The sequence below is a fragment of the Flavobacterium glycogeni genome (genome assembly GCF_048286775.1).
GTDB lineage: Bacteria > Bacteroidota > Bacteroidia > Flavobacteriales > Flavobacteriaceae > Flavobacterium.
The window spans coordinates 1-25,367 of record NZ_JBLVPV010000004.1 but is presented as its reverse complement, the minus strand read 5'-3'; the positions used below and the strand labels follow the sequence as shown (position 1 = coordinate 25,367).

Sequence of the window (25,367 nt, the reverse complement as noted above, 5' to 3'; positions counted from 1 at the left end):
CTTTGTTAACACAAATTAAGGTATGAGTGTCATTTATTTATTAATCTCCATCAGTATAATAGTCGCCATTGGTTTCTTTATTGCTTTTATACGAGCAGTAAAAACAGGTCAATATGACGACGATTATACGCCATCAGTCAGAATGCTATTTGACGATGAGCTAATTCAGTCGAAAGTTAAAAAACCGAAAGCCGAAAGTTCAACGACTTTATAATATTCAATTTAAACACTAAAATTAAAATAAAAACAGATTTAATTATGGAAATGCAGCAGTTTTATTATGACAACAAAATTGTAAAAAAATTCATTTACGCGACCATTGTCTTTGGAGTGGTAGGAATGTTGGTGGGGCTTACATTGGCCTTTATGTTCCTTTTTCCAAATATTACTGATGGTATTTCGTGGTTGAGTTACGGTCGATTAAGACCTTTACATACCAATGCCGTTATTTTTGCCTTCGTAGGGAACGCAATGTTTGCCGGTATTTATTACTCGTTACAGCGATTGTTAAAAGCCAGAATGTTCAGTGATTTTTTGAGTAATCTTAATTTCTGGGGTTGGCAATTAATTATTGTCGCTGCAGCCATATCATTACCGTTGGGATATAGCTCTTCAAAGGAATATGCCGAATTAGAATGGCCAATAGATATTGCGATTGCATTGATTTGGGTTGTTTTTGGGATCAATATGATTGGAACCATTTTAAAACGTAGAGAGCGCCATTTATATGTTGCGATTTGGTTTTACTTGGCAACATTCGTTACCGTGGCAGTTTTACATATTTTCAATAGTTTATCATTGCCGGTTTCCGGAATGAAAAGTTATTCTGTTTATGCAGGAGTTCAAGATGCTTTAGTACAGTGGTGGTACGGTCATAATGCGGTAGCGTTTTTCTTGACCACACCTTTCTTGGGATTAATGTATTATTTTGTTCCAAAAGCGGCGAATCGTCCGGTATATTCTTATAGACTGTCAATTGTTCACTTTTGGTCGTTGATTTTTATTTACATCTGGGCTGGACCGCACCATTTATTATATTCTGCTTTGCCTAACTGGGCACAAAATTTAGGAGTTGCTTTTTCTATTATGTTGATTGCTCCATCTTGGGGTGGAATGATAAACGGACTTTTAACGTTGAGAGGCGTTTGGGATAAAGTGCGTGTGGAACCCGTTTTGAAATTCTTCGTGGTAGCGATTACCGGTTACGGAATGGCGACTTTTGAAGGTCCGATGTTATCGCTTAAAAATGTAAATGCTATCGCGCATTATACGGATTGGATTATTGCTCACGTTCACGTTGGCGCATTGGCTTGGAATGGATTTATGGCATTTGGTATGATTTATTGGTTGGTTCCCAGAATGACCAAAAGCAATTTGTACTCTCTTAAGTTAGCTAATTTTCACTTTTGGATAGGTACTTTAGGTATTATATTATATACGATTCCAATGTATGTTGCCGGTTTTTTACAAGCATCTATGTGGAAACAATTTAATCCGGACGGAACTTTAACCTACGGTAACTTCCTGGAAACAGTAACTCAAATCATGCCAATGTATTGGATGAGAGCTATTGGTGGAACCCTTTATTTAATTGGAATGTTTACTTTGGTTTATAATATTATTCAAACCGTAAGAGCAGGTTCTAAAATTGAAGATGAATTAGCGGAAGCTCCTGAATTATTGAAAATTAGTGCAGGAAGAGTTAAAGGGGAAAAATTCCACCCTTGGTTAGAAAGAAAACCTATTCAGTTAACTATTTTGGCAACAGTTGCAATTTTAATTGGTGGTGTTATCCAAATTGTACCAACGATTATGGTTAAATCTAATATTCCAACCATTGCAAGTGTAAAACCCTATTCTCCATTAGAATTAGAAGGACGTGATTTATACATTCGTGAAGGTTGTGTAGGTTGTCACTCGCAGTCGGTTCGTCCTTTCCGTAGTGAGGTAGAACGTTATGGACCGCAATCTAAAGCAGGAGAATTTGTATACGATCATCCATTCCTTTGGGGATCAAAACGTACAGGTCCGGATTTATTAAGAGTAGGAGCAAAATACAATGACAATTGGCATTTTAACCACTTTTGGAATCCGCAAAGCACCTCTGCAGGTTCAATTATGCCAGGTTACAAGTGGCTGTTTGACAATAAACCAATGGATGTTTCTTTGACTCAAAAGAAAATGCAGGTTATGGTGACACTTGGTGTTCCCTACACAGAAGCTCAGATTGCAAGTGGTTTAGATGATTTAAGAAAACAAGCTATTGCAATTGAAGAAAGCTTGAAAAATGATCCTGACTTCGTGAAAAGTTATGACGAAAGCAAGAAAAAATCCGAAGCCAGAGGAGAGAAATTTGTTCCAATGAACGAAAGGGAAATCGTTGCCTTGATTGCTTATATGCAAAGACTTGGAACGGATATTAAAGTAAAAGATATCGCTAAAAAATAAAAGTTATGTTCGAACAAATAAAACACAATATGGAAACGATTGAAGGTGTGGCAATTTATCCCATCTTATCATTATTAATTTTTTTCGTCTTTTTCGTGGGCTTGGGTCTGTGGGTGTTCTCCTACAAGAAAGAAACGATAAATGAATTGAGTCAAATTCCATTAAGAGACAATTAAATAGTATAATTTTTTAAAATTTAGAAAATGAAAAAATTAATTCCAGTATACGTTAGAGTACCTGTTATTTTCTTTGCTGTAATGATGGCAATGGAATATTTCATAGACTCAGGAGATCGACCTGCTTTTATAAAATTTCCAATGGTTTCTGTATTCTTATTCGTATTTCTTTTCCTTTTGATAGCAATAGAAATCACGATGAAAGCAGTTGACAATATAACCTATCATTTATTGACTGAGGAACAAAAAGTCAAATTAAATGAAACAAATGATTTGAGTTTCAAGGATAGTGAGTGGTATAAAAAATTGATGGAAAAATTGACTAAAACCGAGCCATTAGCAAATGAAGATCAGTTATTATTAGAACACGATTACGATGGCATCAAAGAGTTAGATAATAATTTACCGACATGGTGGGTGTATTTATTTTATGCTAGTATCTTTTTTGGGGTTGTTTATATGGTGCAATATGAAGTTTTAGGAGCTGACAATCAAGAGATGGAACTTAAAAAAGAAGTTGCTCAAGCCAAAATTGATATTGCAGAATATATGAAAACTGCTCCGGACATGATGGATGAAAAAACGGTGACCTTGTTGACAGATCCTGCCGATCTAGCAGCTGGAAAAGAAATTTTCACTACCAATTGTGCAGCTTGTCACAGAGCTGACGGTGGAGGACAGATTGGACCAAATCTAACGGATGAGCAATGGATTTTAGGTGGTGGAATAAAAAATGTATTTCATACGCTGGTAAATGGAGGACGTGATGGAAAAGGAATGATTTCTTGGAAAGGAACATTGAAACCTAAAGAAATGCAAAAAGTTGCCAGTTATATTTTATCCTTGAAAGGAAGCAATCCACCAGCTGCTAAAGCTCCGGAAGGGGAAGTTTGGGTAGAAGAAAATGTTACAGTTGCAGTTAAATAACAATTAGAAACACGCGTTTTTATTTAGCTTAAGAATTTTAATAATTATTTTGAACTTGTGTTTTAAATAAAAAAAAATGTCAAAATTACCAGACGAAGCTTTTAGAGATACCATCGGGACGATTGATGAAGAAGGAAACAGAAAATTTATTTTCCCCAAAAAGCCTTCCGGAAAGTTTTATGATTACAGGAAATGGGTTAGTTATTTTTTACTGATTGCACTTGTTGCGAATCCTTTTATAAAAATAAATGACAATCAGTTCATGATGTTCAATATATTGGAGCGACGATTTAATATTTTCGGATTTCCATTTTGGCCACAGGATATTTATCTGTTCGTTCTTTTTATGATTATTGGTGTCGTTTTCGTCATTCTTTTTACGGTGATTTATGGACGAATATTTTGCGGATGGATTTGCCCGCAGACCATCTTTTTAGAAATGGTTTTCCGCAGAATAGAATACTGGATTGAAGGCGATCGCGGTGCTCAGATTCGTTTGGAAAAACAGGAATGGAATGCAGAGAAAATTAGAAAAAAAGCCTTTAAATGGACTCTGTTTTTAATCATTTCTTTTTTTATTGCCAATGTTTTTCTGGCGTATCTTATCAGCAGTGATAAGTTGCTTTTAATGATTGAAGAAGGACCTGAAAATCATCTGAGTACTTTGGTTTCGTTATTGATTTTTACAGGAGTTTTCTATTTTATTTTTGCATGGTTTAGAGAACAAGTTTGTATTATTGCCTGTCCTTACGGAAGATTGCAAGGCGTTTTATTAGACGATAAATCGATAAATGTAGCGTACGATTTTGTTCGTGGCGAAAAAGAAGTGGGCAGGGCTAAATTCAACAAACAAGAAGATAGAGCAGCTACCGGAAAAGGCGATTGTATCGATTGTAAGCAATGCGTAAATGTTTGTCCAACCGGAATTGATATCAGAAACGGGACACAAATGGAATGTATCAATTGTACCGCTTGTATTGATGAATGTGACACGATTATGGACGGTATAGGATTGCCTAAAGGACTGATTCGTTATGCTTCGGAAGAGGAAATCGAGAAAAAAGTAAAGTTCAAGTTCACGCCCAGAATGAAAGGCTATTCAGCCGTATTATTCATTTTGACAGGTATTTTGATTGGATTGTTGTTTTTACGTTCTGATGTTGAAGCCAGTATATTGAGGCTTCCGGGTCAGTTGTTTGAACACAAAGGCGAAAATATCAGTAACATTTATACTTTTAAAATTATCAATAAAACCAACACTGATTTTAATGATATTCATTTCAAATTGGTGGGCATAAAAGGAACTTTAAAAGTGGTTGGGAAGAAAGATTTAAAAGTACCAAAACAAGGTATGAATAGCGGAACGCTGTTTGTTGAAATCAACCAAAATTTATTGGACAGCGATAAAACAAAACTGAAAATTGAGGTTTATAATGGAGATGAAAAAATTGAAGCCAGCAGCACTAACTTTTTGAGTCCGCGAAGTTTTGATTAATATCCTTTTAACCTAGGATTAGAATTTATAAAAAAATAGATCATGAAAATTAGCTGGGGAACAGGAATCGTAATCGCTTTTGGTTTGTTTATAACCTTCATTTTGTATTTTGTTTTTACGGTACAATCCGATTCAAAATATGACAATGAGTTAGTTGTAGAAGAATATTACAAACATGATGCGCATTTTGGAGATGAAATGGCTCGTGTTCAAAATGTAGAAGATTTGGCTCAAAAGCCAACAATAAACATTGTTTCAAATGGAGTTGAAATAGCATTCCCAAAAGTATTTGTTCCAAAAAACATCAAAGGTAAAGTGTCCTTTTACAGACCGTCTAACAAAAAATTAGATTTTGAAATTCCCATTTCACTATCTGATGCTACTACTTTGCTCATACCTAAAAAAAGTTTGGCAGGCGGTCGATGGGACATTAATATGGAATGGCAATATGATGGAAAATCGTATTTGTCTAAAGAAACGATATATCTTAATTAGTCTTAAAGTGAAAAGTCAGAAAGCCCAGGAATTGGCTTTAAGACTTTTGATTTTATGACATTAGACTAAAAAAATGCTTTACACTGCCTTCATTTTCGGTTTAATAAGTAGTTTTCACTGCATTGGTATGTGCGGTCCTATTGCTATGATGTTACCCGTAGACAGAACGAATCAGACTAAAAAAGCAACTCAAATCATTACCTATCATTTAGGAAGATTAACGGCTTACGCCACAATAGGCTTTGTTTTTGGACTGCTTGGGAAAGGTTTTTTTATGGCCGGTTTACAACAGAATTTATCCATATTCATTGGTGTAGCCATGATTCTTATAGTTGTAACGCCAGATAAAATTTTTGCGAAATACAATTTTTCAAAACCTGTTTTTAAATTAATATCCAAGATCAAAACGGCTTTAGGAAGTCAGTTTAGAAACAAGAGTTATAAATCCCTATTTACTATTGGTTTGCTGAATGGCTTTTTGCCTTGCGGAATGGTTTATGTTGCCTTGTTTGGTGCTATCGCCATGCAGAGTGAAAGTTTGGGGGTTTTGTATATGATTTTATTCGGATTAGGAACCGTTCCTATGATGAGTAGTGTCGTGTTTATCAATTCATTTTTAACGGTGCCTATTCGAAACCGAATCCAAAAAGCGATTCCTTATGTAGCGGTATGCATTGGTTGTTTATTTATTTTAAGAGGATTGGGATTGGGAATTCCTTACATTTCTCCATCTAATATGAGTTTGTTTATTCAAGCCGATCCGAATTGTCACTAATTTTTTCATAGTTTAGCATAGAAAAAGCACGCCATTCAGCGTGCTTTTTTATTTTGTAAGATTAGGAATTATTAGATTGTCATCGAAAATAATTCGGTTTCCGGTGCTTTTCTCTTCAAACGTAAATCGAATGCCATACAAATATTGCGAACATAAGGTTTCCCTTTTTCTGTAACGGCAATGCTATTGTCTTTAATGATTACTAATCCATCATTTTCCATTTCTTTCAATTGAAGTATAATGTCTGGAATTTCATTGAAATAACCCTCTTTGTTTTTCCAGGAAGTTTCAAATTGACACATTAAATTCAGAATGTGTTTTCTGATGATGAGGTCTTCATTAGTCAGTAAATGCCCCCTGAAAACCGGTAATTTATTCCATTCTAATACTTGATAATAATCTTCCAAATTTTTTACATTCTGTGCAAAACTATACCAACTGTCACTGATGGAAGAAACTCCCAATCCAATCATCAATTGTGTTTTTGAAGAGCTGTAGCCCATGAAATTGCGGTGCAGTTTGCCGTTTTGAAAAGCCTCATGTAAACTGTCTGTTTTCAACGCAAAATGATCCATCCCTATTTCATGATACCCGTTTTCATACAATAATTTTTTACCGGTTTCATAAAGTATTCTCTTTTTATCATCTTTTGGAATGTCTTCGTCGTTAAAACCGCGTTGTCCATTGCCTTTAATCCAAGGAACGTGCGCGTAACTATAAAATGCCAATCGGTCGGGCTGTAATGATTTTGTTTTCTCAATCGTATCGATTATATCCTCTATTTCCTGAAATGGCAATCCAAAAATAATATCATGACCTATGGAAGTATACCCAATTTCTCTGGCCCAGAAGGTAACTTTTGCCACATTATGAAAAGGCTGCAAACGGTGAATTGCTTTTTGTACTTTCTCTGAATAATCCTGAACACCAAAACTCACTCTTCTAAAGCCTAAATCGTAAAGCTTTTGCAAATGTTCATGCGTCGTGTTATTTGGATGACCTTCAAAACTAAACTCATGATCTTTGGCTTTTTTGGCATGAACAAAAATACCATTTATTAAATCCTCTAAATTCTTAGTAGAAAAAAATGTGGGAGTTCCACCACCCAAATGAATCTCTTTTATAGTTGGTTTTTCTCCAAGAATTTTACAATATAATGTCCATTCTTTTAAAACTGCCTCTATATACGGATTTTCAACGCCATGATTTTTGGTAATACGCTTGTTACAGCCACAAAAAGTGCATAAGCTTTCGCAAAAAGGCAAATGGATATACAAACTGATCCCTTCTGAAGAATTGCTTTCTATAAATGATTTCTTTAGCGTTTCTGCCCAAATGGCATCTGAAAAATCAGTTTCATCCCAATAGGGAACCGTTGGATAACTGGTGTATCTGGGGCCTGGAACATTGTATTTTTGAATTAAAGAATTTTTCATAGCGAAGTCATTTAACATTAATCAAAAGTAGAACGACTGCTCAAATATTAAAATGATAATTATCATATTGAAAAAACCTTTTACAGAACAAATCAATTGCTTAAACGGTGATGCAACCCTGAATCATTTTAGCCCATTTTTTGGCTAGTTGATGATCTTCATACAAACAAACTTGACCAATTTGATCATTCTCAATTTTGTAAAATGGAATAAATGCTGCTTTTTTATCTTCTTTGTATTGAAATTCGAATTCAATTTTTAGAATTGTATCACTATTATTCTCCGTTGTTGGAATCAGTTTGCAAGATTGAACCGTATTTAAGTCTACAAAAGAAACAACTTCTTCCTTTGCACTTAAATCCATTAAAAGAAACCCTTTGTTTTTTTCGTCTAATGCCAAGACTTTTTTATTTTGTACTTCGGTTAATTCAAAATTAAAGCGATTGTTTTGGCTGAACTTGGTTTTTATGGTTTTGATTTTTGTTTTGTTAATCGAATTTGATCGAATCACATAGAAAAGAGGAATAGCAATTATTAAAGTTAGTATAAGGCCAATTATTGTTACGGATGGGTCCATTTTTTTTATTTTTTAGTTATTTGTAAAGCATGATAAGTTGAACCGAAACCAAAAGGAATCAATTCAAAAGGGAAGATAAGTAGCGAAATCAGTGCTTCAAATCACCAAAAAAAATGGAAAGGAAAGAGTAGGAGCGAAACCATCTCACATCGATTGATGTCTTGTTTCGCGAAACGAATAAAGAATGTGCTAATTTTAAAATCCGGAATTGCAATCAGAAAATTTTCTAGATATTTTGCAATAGTGTAATCAGGAGTTTTATGATAGGAAGTAAATGTGTTACTTACCTGTGGTTGTATAAAATCTGAAGAATGAATGCTGTCAACAGAAACCGAAGAATTGGATTTCTCTGATTGGGTGGTATGAATAGGAGTTTCATTTGCACTAAAGGCAAATAAAAAAGCTATTAAAAGCCCAATAAAAACAAGTGTTTTTCGAAACCAATTCATTTTGCAAATCTAAAATTTGTCACTCGATTTATATAATTTTTTCTAATAAATGAAAGTTAAAGTTTAGTGTTAGATAGGTTTTCTCCATAAAAAAACCTCGAACTATTTAAGATCGAGGTTTCTATTTTTAACGATTACTGAAATTTACTGCTGGTTTAAATTTCTCAATTGTTTTAATTTTTCTTTCCAAACATCAAGGCTTTCCTTGTGAATAGCAATGTTTTTACGAACTTCTAATACAATAGAATTTTCTTTTTTTGCATTTCTGGTATTGGTAAAGAATTGAATGTTATTTTCCAATTGGAAAATTTCATTTTGAACTTCGTCAATCTTACGCATTAGGAAAATCTTTTCGTTATCCAGTTTTCGAGTGTCATTACTTTCAGACAAATGATCCATTCTATTGGCAAAACGCATCATATCAGTATCTTTTTTACTCAAACTCAATTTTTCAAAAAGGGCATCCAAGATTTTATTGAATTTTCCTTCAATATGTCTTCTTGGGAAAGGCACTTTTCCGAAGTTTTTCCAAGTTTCGATATGCAATTTTATGGCATCCAAATCTGTTTTGTGGTCTCCGGTCAACTGAAATTCTCTCAACGTTTCCAAGTAGGCTTTTTTATTATCAAAAGCTTCTACTTCTTCACCGTTTTCCTCATTCTTTTGCTCTTTTAACTTGTCAAAATAATGGTTACAGGCATCTTTAAACTCTTTCCAGATTTTATCCGAATATTTTCTTGGCACATGTCCTATCTGTTTCCACTCATCCTGAATTTGTTTCATGATAGGTGTGGTAGCAGCAAAATCAACACTTTCTTGCAATTCTTTGGCTTTGGCAACAAGAGCCGTTTTTTTGCTTAAATTGTCGTTTTGATCTTTTTTAATGTCTTTGTAAAATGAATTTTTGAAAGAATTAAAATTTCTGACAGCAGTTTTAAAACTAGCCCAAGTTTCCTCATTCACATCCGATGGAACTTTTCCGGCAGAGAAGAAAGCAGTACGCAACGCTTCCACTTTTTCTATTTGAGCGAGCCATTGTGTATGAGCATTCACTTTTTCGGTAGCCAAAACTTCAATTTTGGCAATAATTTCTTTTTTCTTTTCTAAATTCTCAAGTTCCGTTCCTCTTTGATTTTCGAACAAAACTTCACGTTTATCATGCATTTGTTTGGTCAAATCGCTAAACTTGTTCCAAATCGCATCACGATGTTCTCTGGAAACAGGGCCAATGTCTTCTTTCCAAATCCTATGTAAATCCTGTAGTTCTCTGAATGCTTTGTTAATATCGGCTTCATTCACCAATTCTTCAACACGCGCTACAATTTTTTGTTTTTGCTCTAAATTATGTTTGAAATCTAAATCTCTTGCTTCTCTGTCTAAATGCAGATAATCGTAGAAATTTTCCACATGAAAATGGAAATTGTTCCAAACGTGGTTGTATTTGTCTTTTGGAATTGGTCCGGCAGTCTTCCATCGTTCTCTTAAATCATTAAAATGCTTTAAAGTGTCTTTGATGTTTTCCTGTGGGTTAATCAACTCTTTCAATTCCTCAACAATAGCCAAACGGTTTTCTAAATTTGTTTTTAGATTCGTTTGCAAACTCTTGAAATGGGTATTTTTTGTATCTCTAAAAAGAGAATAATATTTATCAAAATTTGTTTTTAGTGGAGAATGATATTGAAATTCTTCGTTTGGATCTTGATTTTCGGCTAGAAACTCCTCTTTTTTCTCTTCAAGAAGGTGGTTGTATTTAGCCAAAAATGCTTTTTTGATTTCTTCAATATGCTCCTTAAATGACATTACTTTTTCATTGGAAACTAAACTTTTCAGTTCGTCTACCAGTGCTTCAAGTGATAAGGTATCATAATCCTGCATTGGAATTTCATGACGTTCCTTCAACGTTTCATCCTCACTTTCCGCTGCATTTGTTTCGGAAATAGCATCTAGTACAGTCTGGTTTTCAGTCTCTATAATAGGTTCAGCGCCTAACAATTCTTCATCATTAAGAGTTGCTACATTGTCTTCTGCAGGAATCGTAGTAACGCTGTCACTAGTTTCCGCTACAGTTTCCGTTTCCAAAACTTCTGGTTCTAATGGAGTAGATTCAACAGAATTGTGTTCTAAATTTCCATCTGCTTCAAGCAGGTTATCATTCTTTTCTTCTAACATTTTTTCAATGTGTAAGGTTTCTATTTTTTTTATCGAACACGAAAGATAGTAAAGGAGCATGAAATTTCAAAATAAATCCTTTATTTATAGTCGTTTTAGGTTAGGAGATAGTTTTTTTTGAAGCAATTTCCTGCTTCCCGATAGTTATCGGGATGCCTATCTTTTTTGTTCGCGAAAAAGGCGAACAAAAAAGGATGCCGCTGCCATCAGGGCTAGGGTTTTGGGGTTTCAATTGTGAATTTTTTTCTCGAGTTTGATTTGTTCTTTCAAACAAAAAACCACTCAAAAAGAGTGGTTTTTTACGTACTCAAATACGTTTAAGAAGTTAACTCCGTATTTAGATTATTTATTCCAAATCTTCCAAGCTTTTTCCGCTTGAAAAATAAGCATATCCAAACCATTTTTGATTTGTGCTCCTTGTTGTTTGGCTTTTTTAAGGAATTGTGTTTCGGTGGGATTGTAAATCAAGTCAAACGCAATGTGCTTCTCCGTAAAAAACTCATAAGGAAGTAATGGAAATGCATCCACATTGGGACTTGTTCCTACCGGAGTCGAGTTGATTATGATTTGGTAATTATCAAATGTAGTTGCGTTGATTCGGTTGTAGTCGATTGCATTTTCTTTGGCTTCTCTCGAAACAAAAGTGTATGGAATGTCCAGTTCGTCCAATGCATACGCCACTCCTTTAGAAGCGCCGCCTGTGCCTAAAATCAAGGCTTTTTTATGGTGCGGTTGCAATAACGGTTCTAATGATTTTTTGAAACCATAATAGTCCGTATTGTAGCCTTTCAGTTTTCCTTTTTTTGTAATTTTAATGGTATTTACAGCACCAATTAATTCCGCTTTTTTAGATAATTTATTCAAAAACGGAATTACTGTTTCCTTATACGGAATGGTAACATTCATTCCTTTTAAATCCGAAGTGTTTTTAATTACCTCTGGAAAGGCCGTTATTTCAGGAATGTCAAAATTCTCATAGGTACAACCTGCAAAGTTTTCGCTATTAAATTTGTCGGTAAAATACCCTTTAGAAAAAGAATAATTAATGTTGCGTCCTAATAATCCAAAGCGTTTTCTAACTATGTCAACCATTATTGTTTTTTATGTTTTGCAATATAATTCTGTACCATTTTTTTTGCCCAAACTACCGGGAATAAATCTTCTAAAAGAATGTAATTGTCAAAATTCAATCGTAAGGCATTGCTTAAATGGAATTTTGCTTTTGTATTATCCGTTAGCATAAAATACAATCCGGCTAAACGGTATTCGACTTCATTTTCTTCCGGAAAATATTCAGAAGCTTGTAATAACGTTTGAATAGCACTTTCGAATTCCCCTAAAAACTGAAGGATATCCACCCAGAATAACCAAGTGTCTAATCCGTAATCACCAAATTCTACTGCTTTTCGGTAACCAAATTCAGCTTCTTCAAAGAAGTTCATTTGTTTGTTAATAGTCGCAAAACGTTTCCAATACAAACGATTTTGGTTGTCAATAGCTAATGCTTTGTTGACATAAAATAACGCTTTTTGGTAATTTTTTTGACGCACGTAAAAGTCAGTGATGGCAATCCAGCCTTTATCTAAAAGTGGATCTTCATGCACGGTTTGATTAAAATATTTTAATGCTAAAGCTTTGTTGCCTAATCTTTCATAACATTTTCCCATTCGGAGTAAAGCATACGAAGTGGCATCATCTAATTCAATGGTTCTGCTGTAGCTTTCAATGGCTTCATCGTATTTTTTTAAACGTTCATACGCTTTTGCTTTTTCCATGAAAGCGCCAAGGAATTCATCATCGATTAAAGTGGCATAATCAAAGGCGCGAATCGCATTTTCATATTCTTTTACGCCGTAATGCAAACGCCCCAGTTGATGCCAGGCGATTTCGCTGTAAGGGTTTTTGTCAATGTATTTGTTCAAATAGGTAATCGCTTCTTGGTTTTGATCTAAAAATTCAAAACAATACACTACGTTATACAATGCGGATTGGTCTTCCAGATCTTCTTCTAAACACTTGATAAAGCTTTCTTTTGCCATTTCAAGATTGTCCATAAAAAGATATTCCATGCCTATTAAATTATAGACATCAGCATAATCATCGGTGTATTTTAAAGCTATTCTTAGCAATTCAACTGCCTTTTCGTGTTGGTCTCTTTTGGAGCAGATATTGGCTTTTTGAATGTAGATTTCTTCATTGGTTGGTTCAATGGCATACAACTCATTCAATAGCTTTTCGGCTAATTCGAGTTTGTCATCATAGACTAGCATTTCCACTTGAACTAATTTTAGTCCGGTAGATTTTGGATGTTGTTCCAATGCCAGTTTCAGTGCTTTTTTTGCCAAAGCGGCCTTACCCATATCGAGATAATGAAGAATAATTTCTTCAAATTCTTCGGAGTCAAAAAAGAGCACTTTGTTGGTTTTCAACATGGACTCAAATTTAGACAGGGATAAGTTATAGTCTTCTTCTTCGTTGCTTAATTGCATACTGTGTGTTTTTAATTTGGCCTAAATAAATTTAGGTAATCGTGCTTGTACTGTGAGGGAAAGTTAGAATTGTTGTGAACAATTTAATTAACAAAAAAAGCTTTGGTTTAATACTGATGCCATAGCCCTGATAAGAGTGGAAATCCCACGCTTTTCGCGTGGATTGCAACGTCCCGATAGCTCGGAAAGCGGGAAATAGCTCCCAATTGCTATATTTTTAACTATTAATTCTTGTTCAAAATTTCATCCATTACTTCAAGTATGATGCTGCAACCTTCTCGTATTTCTTCTTCAGAAATGGTAAGAGGAGGTGTTATTCTAATGGCGCATCCTTCAAAAAGCAGCCAGAATAAAATGAGTCCTTTGTCTTGACATTTGAGAATCACTTCGTTTGTTATATCGGCACTTTTGGTCATTGCGGCTAGCATCAAACCTTTTCCTCTTATTTCTTGTATCAAAGGATGTACCAAAAGTGATCTGAATAGCTTTTCTTTCTCCATGGCTTCGGCCATCAGATTGGTCTCAGTAATTTCCTGCAAAGTCGCCAAACAGGCTGACGCAATGACAGGGTGGCCTCCAAAAGTCGTGATATGACCCAGTTTTGGATCGTGACTCAACAAATCCATCATAGCAGATGAGGCGGTAAAAGCGCCTACAGGCATTCCGCCACCCATTCCTTTTCCCATAACCACAATATCAGGAACGACATCGTAATTTTGGAAACCGAAAAGTTTTCCGGTTCTCCCGAAGCCCGGTTGGATTTCATCGAGAATCATCATCGCGCCCACTTCAGTACAGCGTTGACGTACTTTTTTAAGGAAATCATTGTGTGGCTGAATAAATCCGGCGCCTCCTTGAATGGTCTCCAGAATAATTCCTGCGGTTTTGGTGGTTATTTTTTGTAAATCGTCTTCGTTGTTGAAGGTGATAAAATCAACATCAGGAATCAACGGGCGAAAAATTTGTTTGCGTTCTTCAAATCCCATAACGCTCATGGAACCCATTGTATTTCCGTGATAGGCATTGTGGCAAGAGATCAATTGGCTTCTGCCTGTAGTTCTTCGGGCGAGTTTTAAGGCACCTTCAATGGCTTCGGTACCTGAATTGACCAAATAGGTTTTGTCTAAAGGAGCGGGCAGGAGTGAGGCTAGTAATTTGCAATATTGAACTGCCGGACTTTGGGAATATTCGCCATACACCATGACGTGTGAATATTTATCTAATTGATCTTTGATGGCTTGATTGACTCTCGGGTGTTGGTGTCCCAATGTACAAGCGGAAACTCCAGCCACAAAATCCAAGTATTTTTTAGAATTGGTATCGTAAATATAAGAACCTACAGCATGTGACACTTCCATACCCAATGGATAAGGAGATGTTTGTGTCTGGTATTTTAAGAAATCGGTATTCAAAATTTATTAGTTTATTAGTTTAATCGTTTTTAGAAAAACTGAATACTGCGACTGAACACTATTTTTTCCCTTTCTTCTTATCGTAATTCAAGGTTTCTTTCCTGATTTTCATAGGAACGTCTTCTTTAGCTTCAGCTGATTTGGTTGCTTTGGCTATTTTATCGTTGTCTTCATTTTCTTCGGGAGGAAAAATATCGTCCTTGGATTTTATTCGTTCATCACCACGCCAGACTAATCCTCGTAGTTTACGGGCATTTTCCGGTAAATCTTTTTCGGGATAAATATCGCCATCCACTTGCTGAAAAAAGGTGATGGTTTCTATCTCATTTTTTTCTAAAATAAGATTGATTTTACTGCTCACATTTTTGTTGATACCAATGAGTTCTTGGGCTTCGTTCCGCATGTAATAGATGACTTCGGCATTCTTCACGATATCGACATCATGTAGTTTTCCTTCCTCAAATTTACCGTAGAGATTTTGTCCCTTGACTTGATTGTAGCCGGTTCCTATCGTGTCTTTGGAGACTATGAACGTATTATTGAGGACTTTTAATGAATCTAGTTTTTGAGTTTTGTTGTCTCCAATAAGATGCATTACATCGCCTGTGATTTGGTTTTCTGCGTTCCATAGTATCGGATTTCCAATCATTTTCGTCAAAGCTGTTTTGGAACTCGAATGAATTGAATCGCATTTGCCACTCATATCTGTTTTAAAAAATCGGACATTATTGAACGCTCTGATAATTCGGTTTCCTTCTTTTCCGGTTACCATTAATTTTTTTCCGTGGATGTAAACCGAATCATTCTCGACAAAATTCACGGCAACGGCTCTTTTGGTCACAAACATCGAATCCAGTTTTTTATACACTTCAGCATAATGTCCTTTTACGATTCCGCGATTGATGGAATCCGTTATTTTTACATTTCGTGTTGCCGATGCAAATTCCCTGTTTCGGTCATAATACAAACTGTCGCCTTTAATCACCCGATCATCGTATCTGATGTACGATTTATTCAGGAAATGCGCCAGGTTTTTTTTGGTATCATAAAATCCTTTTTCGGTATAAATATAATTGGCTTTACTGGTAATTGTTGACGGTCCAAAAAGATAGGAATGCCCGGAATTACTGAAATAATCCAAATGATTTGATTTAATTACATATGTTGGATTTGTAATGGTAACCGCAGTCAGGAATTGGAATTTCTTTTGTTTCACATAATATCTTCCTGAGTTACTTTTTAGCGTATTGTCTTTATTGGTAATTGTCCCTGGTGTATCGTAAAATACTTCTTGAATGTTTCGGTCAAAATTAATAATATCTGTCACCAAAGTCGCATCTGGGGAACTCATCACGGCATCTCCGGAAGCAAGTGCTTTTTTTACATTTCCATTGTATTCAGCATATTTACTGTTTAAAAATAAAGTGTCGCCTTGAACTAATTGTACATTTCCAAAGGCTTTCAAATAATTTTCTTTTTGAAAAAAATAAGCTTTATTACAAGTTAGTACTACGCCGTCATGGTTGATACGCACATTTCCGGTGAGTAATACCGCATCAGGAATTTCTACTTGATTTACATCGGAAAAATCAGAGTTTTCTACAATAATTTTTTTTGGAGCTTGCGCCAAAACCAAATTAGTAGCAAGCAGTATCAAACAATAACGAAGGAAAAACAGCGATTTCTTCAATGGATTTAATTTTTGTCAAATTTATGAAAAAGGAAACAATCCTAATCCATATTAGGATATATTTATAATTAGTTAAAAGGGAACCAAAAAACAGTAACGATATACTTTTAAAGTTATCAACAAATGGTAGAACTCCTTCGTTGTAGTGTCCGTTTTTAAAAACAGAATTATTTAATTTCAAATGATATAGACTTCTTCTATTTAAAAAATATTAAATTTAAAAATTGATATTCATTTTGACATAAAAAAAGATTGAAATCAGCATAAATAATTTGTAGGATGAAAAAAATAACTATTGTTGCAGGCATTAGCGTGGTACTTTTAGCAACGGCTTGTAAAACGAAAGTGTTTAAAATGAACGCAGAACAGAAAGAGTCAGTCTCTAATAAAAAAGAAGTGGTGTACCAGGTTTTTACCCGATTATTCGGAAATAAAAATACCACCAATAAACCTTGGGGAACCATTGAAGAAAATGGAGTAGGGAAGTTCAACGATTTTACGGATACCGCATTACAGGAAATAAAGGATTTGGGAGTCACTTATGTTTGGTACACCGGAGTTCCGCATCATGCTTTGATACGGGATTATTCGGCTATTGGAATTTCCAATGATGACCCGGAAGTGGTAAAAGGACGAGCAGGTTCTCCCTATGCCGTAAAAGATTATTACAATGTAAATCCAGATTTAGCCGTAAATCCGGCTAATCGTTTGCAGGAATTTGAAGCTTTAATCGCGCGAACACACCAAGCGGGATTAAAGGTCATAATTGATATTGTTCCTAATCATATTGCGCGTAAATACGAAGGAAAGAATAATCCGGTTGGCGTTAGAGATTTTGGAGCTGATGATGATGTTTCTGTTGAATACAAAAGAGACAATAATTTCTATTATATACCAAATACGCATTTTGAAGTACCTAATACGGATAAACCATTAAATGGTGAGAATAATCCATTAATAGATGGCGAATTTGAAGAAAACCCAGCAAAATGGACCGGTAATGGTTCTCGTATGGCAAAACCAGATCGTAATGATTGGTATGAAACCATCAAAGTAAATTATGGTATTCGTCCGGATGGCTCCAAAGATTTCCCGGAACTTCCTGCTGGTTTTGACACCAAATCCTATCAGGAACATTATACTTTTTGGAAAGGAAAAGACGTTCCGGATTCTTGGGATAAATTTAAAGATATCGCTTTGTATTGGACCGCTAAAGGAGTTGATGGTTTTAGATTTGATATGGCCGAAATGGTGCCGTATGAATTTTGGAGCTACATGAATTCAGCAATTAAAACAAAAAATCCAAATGCTTTTTTATTGGCCGAAGTGTATAATCCTAAAGAATATCGAAATTACGTTCATTTGGGTAAAATGGATTATTTATATGACAAAGTAGAAACCTATGATAAATTAAAAGATATTATTCAGGGAAAAGCATTGCCTGATGGATTATCAGACATACAAAACGGAATGGCAGATATTGAACATCACATGCTTCATTTTTTAGACAATCATGATGAGCAACGTTTGGCTAGTCCAGAATTTGCGGGAACGCCACAGAAAGGAAAACCTTTGATGGTCGTTTCCACTACCATAAGCACTTCGCCTACGATGGTTTATTTTGGACAGGAAGTAGGAGAGGTCGGAAATGAAAATGCAGGATTTGGAACGCATTCCAGAACTTCAATTTTTGATTATATTGGAGTTCCGAATCATCAACGTTGGATGAACGGAGGGAAATTTGACGGAGGTCAATTAACGCAGGATGAAAAAGACTTACGTGATTTTTATAAAAAATTGCTGAATTTTTCTTTGAATAGTTCGGCATTAATGGGAAAATATCAAGAAATCCAAACGATAAATCGTAAAACGACTCAGGGTTATGATTCTGGAATTTATGCTTTTACGCGTTGGTCTGATACTCAAAAACTGATCGTTATTACTAATTTTTCAGGTGATACCACTAGCAATTTCGAATTAAAAATCCCTTTGGATGTTATCCAGAAATGGAATTTGAAAGACGGAAATTATACACTTACGGATCAATTGTATCATAAAAGTTCCGTTCAGTTGCAGGTGTTGAATGGAGAAGGAAAAGTACTGATTACAATCGCGCCTTCGGAATCGTTTATTTATCAATTGTAAAAAAGAGCCTTTTTATAATTTAAAACTAGAGCATTATTTTTTTATAGCTGCATCGTAATTTTCTTCTACTTTTTTCCAATTAATTACATTGAAAAAGGCATCGATATAATTTTTTCTTCGGTATTGGTAATCCAAATAATAAGCGTGTTCCCATACGTCTAAAGCTAATATTGGAGTTCCGGGAACAACTGCATTACGCATCAAAGGATTGTCCTGATTTGAAGTGCTGGTTACCTGAAGTTTTCCTGTTCTGTCAACCACAAGCCATGCCCAACCGGAACCAAATTGTTTTGTAGCTTCTCCTTTGAATAAAGTGGTGAAGTTTTCAAATGAACCAAAATCTTTAGTAATTGCTTCCGCTAATGTATTTGTTGGTTCACCTCCTGCTTTTGGAGCCATACATTTCCAATATAAGGAATGATTGTAAAATCCACCGGCATTGTTGCGAAGAGCAGCGTCACTAGGGTCTAATTTCGACAACACTTCTTCAATTGTCAGATTTTCTAAAGGCGTTCCTAATACAGCGCTATTCAAATTGTTAGTATAGGTAAGATAATGCTTGGAATAATGCATTTCTAAAGTAGTGGCTGATATATTTGGTGCCAACGCATTATAAGCATAAGGTAGTTTTTCTAGTTGAAATGAGCCTTCATTTGCCTTTACATCATCCGGAGATCCCATGATGGAAACACTTTGTTCCGTTGTGGGTAGAGGGACTTCAACAACCTCAGTTAATTTCTTATTGTTACAAGAAAGTAAAGTCATAAATAAAAATAAAACAGAAATTAAAAAATTCAGTTTTTTCATATGAAGATAATATTTGTTTTTTAGCGGAATATGGTATCGCCATTCTTCATTCCTGTTTGTGATTTTGAATCATGGCGATTTCATAATTTGTATTATTTTTTGATCAGTAAATGTATCATTTCTATGTATTGTTCTTTGGCTTGTTCTGGAGTAAGATGGCTAATTTGCATCCAGGCATTGGTTTTAAAAGCATCTCTCAAATGGTATGATGATGTTTGTTTTAAATCTAAAGTTCCAAAAGTAGCTTGTTTATAGAAAGCATAAAGACGCAATTGTACATCTTGAGGTAAAGATGCCTGAGTCATTTCAGAGGCTATTTCTACCGCTTCTAAAAACCGAGTATCTAAATCTTTTTTAATCATGCTTATTTTGTAGCAATAATAGTTTTTCCTCCGATTGCTTTTTGATTCAGTACAACATTTACTTGTGTTCCCAATGGTAAAAAGACATCTACTCTTGAACCAAATTTTATAAAACCGGCATCAGTTCCTTGAATTACCTGCATTCCTTCTTGGGCATAATTTACAATTCTTTTTGCCAATGCACCTGCAATTTGACGGTATAAAACAGCGCCGAATGTTTTATTTTCGATCACTATGGTTGTTCTTTCGTTTTCTTCGCTCGCTTTTGGATGCCAAGCCACCAGGAATTTCCCAGGATGGTATTTGCTGAATTTCACTAATCCACTAAGCGGATAACGAGTGACATGCACATTAATGGGCGACATAAATATGGAAATCTGCAAGCGTTTGTCTTTGAAATACTCTCCTTCAAAAACTTCTTCTATGACAACCACTTTTCCATCTACAGGAGCAATGATATGATTTTCGTTTAGAATAGCGGTGCGTTTTGGATTTCTGAAAAATTGCAGGATGATTATCAAAAACAACAAAGTTGCTAATTGAATAGTCATTTTAATCCAGCTCGTGTCAATAAAATTGTCTGTCAATAAAAGTACAATAGCCGTGAAAATTGTAGCTAATAAAATAGATTGGGTTCCTTCTTTATGAAACATAGTTTAAAATTTGATAAAATAAAAAAATAATTGGTGCTACAAATATAACACTATCTAATCGATCTAGTATGCCTCCATGGCCAGGCATTATGTTTCCGCTGTCTTTTACGCCTGCAATACGCTTGAATTTAGATTCAATTAAGTCTCCTATAGTACCTGCAATTCCAACAATAACAGCAATAGAAGTCCAAATCAGGATAGATCTTTCACTAAATTCAGGATTGGCTTTTATGTAGTATTTTGATATTAAATAACCCGCCAAAACCGCAAAAACGATTCCTCCTAAGAACCCTTCAATTGTTTTCTTAGGGGATATTTTTTCAAATAATTTGGTCCGACCCATAGATTTGCCTACAACATAAGCAAAGGTATCATTAGTCCAGATTAATATGAATAATCCAATTATAATTTTAGGATTATAGTCATATATTCCAAATGAAATTTTTGTGATAAATACAAATGGCAGTATAATATACCCTAATAAAAAGAGGTATTTTGATGAAGTGCTTATTTTTTGAATGTTGTCATAAAATAAAAAAAGGATACACTTTATAGATATCACCAATGCTATAACCAATAAAACGACATCTAATTTTTGAATATTTACTGCTATTTTTAAATCAGTATTGAATATCTGGTTGATAGTATCTGTAGTGATTTTATTGTAATGACTTACGAGTGTTACTGTAGTATATAAAGCTGTTCCAAAAATAATTGGAAATACTTTATGTATTTGGATTAAATTGCAAAATTCATAAATTGCAATAATAAGAAAGATACCAAAAAGAATAAAAAAGCTTTCAGTGGAATATAAAATAGAAGCAAGTAACAATATAATATAAATCGCTCCTGATATAGCTCGTTTTAGAGTTTCATTCATATTAAAGGTCTTCTAAAAGCAATAAATATAGATTTTTTGCTGAACTTCCGTACTGTGTAAAATCTTCTTCTTTAGCTTTCTCGAAATATTTTATTGTAGTAATGTTGGTAGGATAATCTCTTTCGTATTTCTTTTTTATGGCGCTAAGTCCGTCGCTTTTTGCAGCAAGAATTTGGCTTGTATTCGCTATAATAATAATATTGGTAGGTAACTCGTTAGGTTTGTTTTGTTTAATTTGTTTTGAAGAGAATAAAATAGAACCTTCCTCCGCAATTAAATTTTCACAACTTGCAAGAAGAAATTTAGGATTTACAGGCTTGTTGTAGGTAAGTTTATTGTCATTAAGCATTCCAAAAAGGTCTGGTTCATAGCATAAAACTTCGCTTTCAAACCAATCGTTTTCTTCCAATATGTTTTCAAATTGTTCTTTTATTTCTTCAGAATTTTCGCAATACAAAAACTTACCACCATTTTTTTTAAAATTGTAGATAAATTTTTCATCTATAGAGGTTGCATTATCAGTATGGGATTTACTAAATTCGCTTTCTTGATCTTCCTCAGAAGCCGGATTGCTAGAACCAAAAATTTTTCTAAAAAGACTCATATTTTTGTAAAATACTATAATTTGTTATTTGAAAACGTCCAAAGATAAAAAAATCTTAATTCAAAAGTAGCTTTTGAATTAAGATTTTAAAAATAATTAAATAATTTATGTGTTTTCTAAGATACGACTTCCTCAAGATTTTTATCAAATGTTCTTTTTCCGAAAATAGCTTCTAAATCATCTTTAAATATGACTTCTTTCTCGATTAAGATATTTGCCAGTTGATTCAGTTTGTCTTTATTTTCTTCTAATATTTGAATCGCTCTTTGGTATTGACCTTCAATTAGTAATGAGATTTCTTCGTCAATAACTCTGGCCGTTTCTTCTGAATACGGTTTAGAAAAATTGTATTCGCTTTGTCCTGTTGAATCGTAATAGGTTACGTTTCCAATTTTTTCATTCAAACCATAAACCGTTACCATAGCACGGGCTTGTTTGGTCACTTTTTCTAAATCGCTTAATGCACCAGTCGAAATTCTGTCGAAAGTTACTTTTTCAGCAGCTCTACCACCCATAGTAGCACACATTTCGTCTAGCATTTGATCCGGACGAACAATTAAACGTTCTTCTGGCAAATACCAAGCGGCTCCTAAACTTTGTCCTCTAGGAACAATGGTTACTTTAATTAATGGAGCTGCATGTTCAAGCATCCAACTAACTGTTGCGTGACCCGCTTCATGAATAGCGATCGCTTTCTTTTCTTCGGGAGTTACAATTTTATTTTTCTTCTCAAGACCACCTACAATTCTGTCAACAGCATCAAGGAAATCTTGTTTGTCAACCGCAGTTTTGTTGTTTCTTGCGGCAATCAAAGCAGCTTCATTACACACATTTGCAATATCAGCACCAGAAAAACCTGGAGTTTGTTTGGCTAAAAAGTCAGTATCTAATCCTTCTACTTTTTTCAAAGGTGCAAGGTGTACTTTAAAAATTTCAGCACGTTCCCGAATGTCTGGTAAGTCTACAAAAATTTGTCTGTCAAAACGACCGGCACGCATTAATGCTTTGTCCAGGACATCAGCTCTGTTTGTCGCAGCCAAAACAATTACATTAGAATTAGTGCCAAAACCGTCCATTTCTGTCAGTAATTGGTTCAACGTATTCTCACGTTCGTCATTTCCACCGGACATATTGCTTTTTCCTCTGGCTCTACCTACTGCGTCAATTTCGTCAATAAATATAATGGCAGGAGATTTTTCTTTGGCTTGTTTGAATAAATCACGCACACGGGATGCACCCACACCTACAAACATTTCAACAAAATCAGAACCGGATAAAGAGAAGAATGGTACTTGTGCTTCACCAGCTACAGCTTTTGCCAATAGAGTTTTTCCAGTTCCCGGAGGTCCAACCAGTAAAGCTCCTTTTGGTATTTTTCCACCCAGATTAGTGTATTTTTCAGGGTTTTTCAAGAATTCAACAATTTCTTGTATTTCTTCTTTTGCCCCTTCTAAACCGGCTACATCTTTAAAAGTAGTTTTGATATCTGTTTTTTCGTCAAAAAGTTTAGCTTTTGATTTCCCTATGTTAAAAATCTGTCCGCCACCGCCACCAGCGCCACCACCAGACATTTTTCTCATGATAAATATCCAAACAGCTATAATAATAATGATTGGCAATAAACTGATTAAAATATCCGACCAATTGTTTTTGGGTAAGAAATTAAAATCTTTCAATTTGCCTTCAGCAACTGCCTTTTCCAGTTTGTTTTGGAATATTTGGTCGTTACCAATATCAAAAGTATAATGAGGCCCTTTGTTGGGTCTGTCAAAAACGTCTTTAGAAACTTTCTTGTGTGCTGCAACTTTCAATGCTGTAGCGTTAAGAAAAACTTCAGCTTCTGTTTTATTGTAAACTATAACTTTTTCGATCTGGCCTTTTTCTAAATAATCGTTAAATTTAGAAGAAGTTAATTGACCTGGTTCGTTTAAACTAGAACCGCCAGTTATAAAACTTATAAACAAGAAAATTAATAATATTGCAGTATAAATTAACCAAGGGCTTATTTTAAACTTATTCGAATTTGGATTATTATCTTTAGCCATTACTAGGAGTTATGTTTCTTTAGTATTTGTTTTCAATGGTAGTTATTTTTGCATCGCCCCATAAACTTTCGATGTTGTAGTATTCGCGGATGTGTTTTTGAAATACATGAACCACAATATTTACATAATCCATTAGTACCCATTCGGCATTATCAGTTCCTTCAACATGCCAAGGCTTGTCTTTTAATTCTTTAGAAACTGTTTTTTGAATGGAGTTTACTATTGCGTTAACTTGTGTATTTGAGTTACCATTGCAGATGATGAAATAGTCGCATACCGCGGTATCTATTTCTCTTAAATCAAGAATATCAATATCATTTCCTTTTACCTCTTCTATCCCCTTAATGATGTTCGCCAATAGAACGTCATTATTTATAGTCTTTTTCGCCATGAATTATTTTTATATATAAGTTTGTAAAGTTACCATTTTTTGTGATTATTTTTGAACCTTAACATAATATTAAATTCTGTTTCACAAAAAAACGTATATGAAACTAATCAAACTCGATGCCATAGATTCTACAAACGAATTCCTTAAAGGGTTATCGAATAAACAAGAGCTCGAAAATTTTACTATTGTAACTGCTGAGAACCAAACAAAGGGGAAAGGTCAAATGGGTGCTGTTTGGGCTTCTGAGGCGAGTAAAAACTTAATAATGAGTGTTTTGGTTAAGGATTTTTTATCGAATATTTGTCAGATTTTCAATCTGAATATAGCGGTTTCACTTGCTGTAATGGAAGTTTTAGAATCATTTAAGATTCCCGATCTTAGTATAAAATGGCCTAACGACATAATGTCATACAACAAAAAAATAGGTGGCATTTTGATCGAAAACAGCATCAAAAGTGACGGAACTATTATTTCTATTGTAGGTTTAGGACTAAATGTGAATCAAACCAATTTTGAAAATCTACCAAAAGCCTCTTCTTTGGCGGTTATTTGTGCTGCGAAATTTGATAAAGAGGAACTTCTTTTTTCAATTTGTGACGCAATAGAAAAAAATGTGAAGTTATGCAAACACAATCCTGCCGTTTTATGGTCTGGTTATAGTAATAAATTATATAAAAAAGGAATACCGATGCCTTTTTCAGATCAAAATAATTGCAATTTTATGGGGATTATTCAAGGGGTTTCTGCTGTTGGGAAACTTGAAATTCTTCTGGAAGATGACAGTATTGCTGAATTTGATATTAAAGAAATTCAAATGTTGTATTAATACCAAACGAAAATATAATATAGACCAATTTTGATAATTGGTTTTTTTATGGTAAATTTGGACTATATTATAACAGTAATTATGGCACATGCAAAAATTTTGGTGATTAAGGAAAC

Annotated in this window: 24 protein-coding genes; 9 read left to right on the top strand and 15 right to left on the bottom strand. The window is 34.5% G+C overall.

All coding sequences use genetic code 11. The annotated features are described in order from the left end of the window. The first annotated feature begins 22 nt into the window (after positions 1-22). The 7 genes from ccoS (at position 23) to ACNQGX_RS04265 (ending at position 6,316) form a co-directional block, all read left to right on the top strand. On the top strand, positions 23-214 hold the full coding sequence (gene ccoS, locus ACNQGX_RS04295; protein WP_131916347.1) for a cbb3-type cytochrome oxidase assembly protein CcoS: 192 nt from the start codon (positions 23-25) through the stop codon (positions 212-214). Between the two features lie 44 nt (positions 215-258). Next, the gene (gene ccoN, locus ACNQGX_RS04290) at positions 259-2,448 is read left to right on the top strand and encodes a cytochrome-c oxidase, cbb3-type subunit I (protein WP_417974336.1); all 2,190 of its coding nucleotides are present in this window, start codon (positions 259-261) and stop codon (positions 2,446-2,448) included. Positions 2,449-2,453: 5 nt separating this feature from the next. Continuing rightward, a complete protein-coding gene (locus ACNQGX_RS04285; protein ID WP_131916349.1) occupies positions 2,454-2,624 on the top strand; it encodes a cbb3-type cytochrome oxidase subunit 3 in 171 nt (56 codons plus the stop codon). Positions 2,625-2,651: 27 nt separating this feature from the next. Further along, a complete protein-coding gene (locus tag ACNQGX_RS04280; RefSeq protein ID WP_417974334.1) occupies positions 2,652-3,551 on the top strand; it encodes a cbb3-type cytochrome c oxidase N-terminal domain-containing protein in 900 nt (299 codons plus the stop codon). A gap of 76 nt (positions 3,552-3,627) precedes the next feature. Continuing rightward, complete coding sequence (gene ccoG / locus ACNQGX_RS04275; protein ID WP_417974332.1) at positions 3,628-5,046, top strand: cytochrome c oxidase accessory protein CcoG; 1,419 nt, start codon at positions 3,628-3,630, stop codon at positions 5,044-5,046. Between the two features lie 42 nt (positions 5,047-5,088). Next, on the top strand, positions 5,089-5,541 hold the full coding sequence (locus tag ACNQGX_RS04270; protein ID WP_417974330.1) for a FixH family protein: 453 nt from the start codon (positions 5,089-5,091) through the stop codon (positions 5,539-5,541). Positions 5,542-5,614: 73 nt separating this feature from the next. Further along, on the top strand, positions 5,615-6,316 hold the full coding sequence (locus tag ACNQGX_RS04265) for a sulfite exporter TauE/SafE family protein (protein WP_417974328.1): 702 nt from the start codon (positions 5,615-5,617) through the stop codon (positions 6,314-6,316). Between the two features lie 71 nt (positions 6,317-6,387). Here ACNQGX_RS04265 and hemN read toward each other — a convergent pair whose 3' ends face one another. The 8 genes from hemN to ACNQGX_RS04225 form a co-directional block, all read right to left on the bottom strand. Continuing rightward, positions 6,388-7,752 carry an oxygen-independent coproporphyrinogen III oxidase gene (gene hemN / locus ACNQGX_RS04260; protein ID WP_417974326.1) on the bottom strand — a complete coding sequence of 455 codons (1,365 nt, stop codon included), beginning with the start codon at positions 7,750-7,752 and terminating at the stop codon, positions 6,388-6,390. Positions 7,753-7,852: 100 nt separating this feature from the next. Continuing rightward, complete coding sequence (locus ACNQGX_RS04255; protein WP_417974324.1) at positions 7,853-8,329, bottom strand: hypothetical protein; 477 nt, start codon at positions 8,327-8,329, stop codon at positions 7,853-7,855. A 101-nt stretch (positions 8,330-8,430) separates the two neighbouring features. Next, positions 8,431-8,778, bottom strand: a complete 348-nt coding sequence (locus ACNQGX_RS04250; RefSeq protein WP_417974322.1) for a hypothetical protein — start codon at positions 8,776-8,778, stop codon at positions 8,431-8,433. A gap of 144 nt (positions 8,779-8,922) precedes the next feature. Further along, positions 8,923-10,947 (bottom strand): DUF349 domain-containing protein, encoded by a 2,025-nt coding sequence (locus tag ACNQGX_RS04245; RefSeq protein ID WP_417974320.1) that lies wholly within the window; start codon positions 10,945-10,947, stop codon positions 8,923-8,925. A 342-nt stretch (positions 10,948-11,289) separates the two neighbouring features. Then, a complete protein-coding gene (locus ACNQGX_RS04240) occupies positions 11,290-12,039 on the bottom strand; it encodes a shikimate dehydrogenase family protein (protein ID WP_417974318.1) in 750 nt (249 codons plus the stop codon). Next, complete coding sequence (locus ACNQGX_RS04235; RefSeq protein WP_417974316.1) at positions 12,039-13,436, bottom strand: tetratricopeptide repeat protein; 1,398 nt, start codon at positions 13,434-13,436, stop codon at positions 12,039-12,041. Before ACNQGX_RS04235 ends, ACNQGX_RS04240 begins: the two co-directional genes overlap by 1 nt. A 224-nt stretch (positions 13,437-13,660) precedes the next feature. Further along, entirely contained in the window at positions 13,661-14,848 is a 1,188-nt protein-coding gene (locus ACNQGX_RS04230) for an aspartate aminotransferase family protein (protein ID WP_417974314.1), read from the bottom strand. Between the two features lie 58 nt (positions 14,849-14,906). Then, positions 14,907-16,538 carry an OstA-like protein gene (locus ACNQGX_RS04225; RefSeq protein WP_417974312.1) on the bottom strand — a complete coding sequence of 544 codons (1,632 nt, stop codon included), beginning with the start codon at positions 16,536-16,538 and terminating at the stop codon, positions 14,907-14,909. A 279-nt stretch (positions 16,539-16,817) separates the two neighbouring features. Between ACNQGX_RS04225 and ACNQGX_RS04220 the strand changes: the two genes are divergently transcribed. Continuing rightward, positions 16,818-18,683 (top strand): alpha-amylase family protein, encoded by a 1,866-nt coding sequence (locus ACNQGX_RS04220; protein ID WP_417974311.1) that lies wholly within the window; start codon positions 16,818-16,820, stop codon positions 18,681-18,683. 33 nt (positions 18,684-18,716) lie between these two features. Here the strand turns inward: ACNQGX_RS04220 and ACNQGX_RS04215 are convergent, their stop codons facing one another. The 7 genes from ACNQGX_RS04215 to rsfS form a co-directional block, all read right to left on the bottom strand. Continuing rightward, positions 18,717-19,490, bottom strand: coding sequence for a superoxide dismutase (locus ACNQGX_RS04215; RefSeq protein WP_417974309.1), 774 nt, complete (start codon positions 19,488-19,490; stop codon positions 18,717-18,719). A 92-nt stretch (positions 19,491-19,582) separates the two neighbouring features. After that, on the bottom strand, positions 19,583-19,852 hold the full coding sequence (locus tag ACNQGX_RS04210; protein ID WP_417974307.1) for an acyl-CoA-binding protein: 270 nt from the start codon (positions 19,850-19,852) through the stop codon (positions 19,583-19,585). A gap of 2 nt (positions 19,853-19,854) precedes the next feature. After that, positions 19,855-20,505: a phosphatidylserine decarboxylase family protein gene (locus ACNQGX_RS04205; protein ID WP_417974305.1), complete on the bottom strand. Its 651-nt coding sequence runs from the start codon at positions 20,503-20,505 to the stop codon at positions 19,855-19,857. Next, positions 20,495-21,385, bottom strand: coding sequence for a phosphatidate cytidylyltransferase (locus ACNQGX_RS04200; protein WP_417974303.1), 891 nt, complete (start codon positions 21,383-21,385; stop codon positions 20,495-20,497). The genes ACNQGX_RS04205 and ACNQGX_RS04200 overlap by 11 nt, the downstream gene beginning before the upstream one ends. Before the next feature lies 1 nt (position 21,386). Then, positions 21,387-21,989: a lactate utilization protein B/C gene (locus ACNQGX_RS04195; protein WP_417974301.1), complete on the bottom strand. Its 603-nt coding sequence runs from the start codon at positions 21,987-21,989 to the stop codon at positions 21,387-21,389. A gap of 116 nt (positions 21,990-22,105) precedes the next feature. Continuing rightward, positions 22,106-24,034, bottom strand: a complete 1,929-nt coding sequence (ftsH, locus tag ACNQGX_RS04190) for an ATP-dependent zinc metalloprotease FtsH (RefSeq protein ID WP_131916371.1) — start codon at positions 24,032-24,034, stop codon at positions 22,106-22,108. Between the two features lie 19 nt (positions 24,035-24,053). Then, positions 24,054-24,425: a ribosome silencing factor gene (gene rsfS, locus ACNQGX_RS04185; RefSeq protein ID WP_039109645.1), complete on the bottom strand. Its 372-nt coding sequence runs from the start codon at positions 24,423-24,425 to the stop codon at positions 24,054-24,056. Positions 24,426-24,522: 97 nt separating this feature from the next. Here rsfS and ACNQGX_RS04180 point away from each other — a divergent pair, with 97 nt between their 5' ends. Continuing rightward, complete coding sequence (locus ACNQGX_RS04180; RefSeq protein WP_417974298.1) at positions 24,523-25,251, top strand: biotin--[acetyl-CoA-carboxylase] ligase; 729 nt, start codon at positions 24,523-24,525, stop codon at positions 25,249-25,251. Positions 25,252-25,367: the final 116 nt, after the last annotated feature.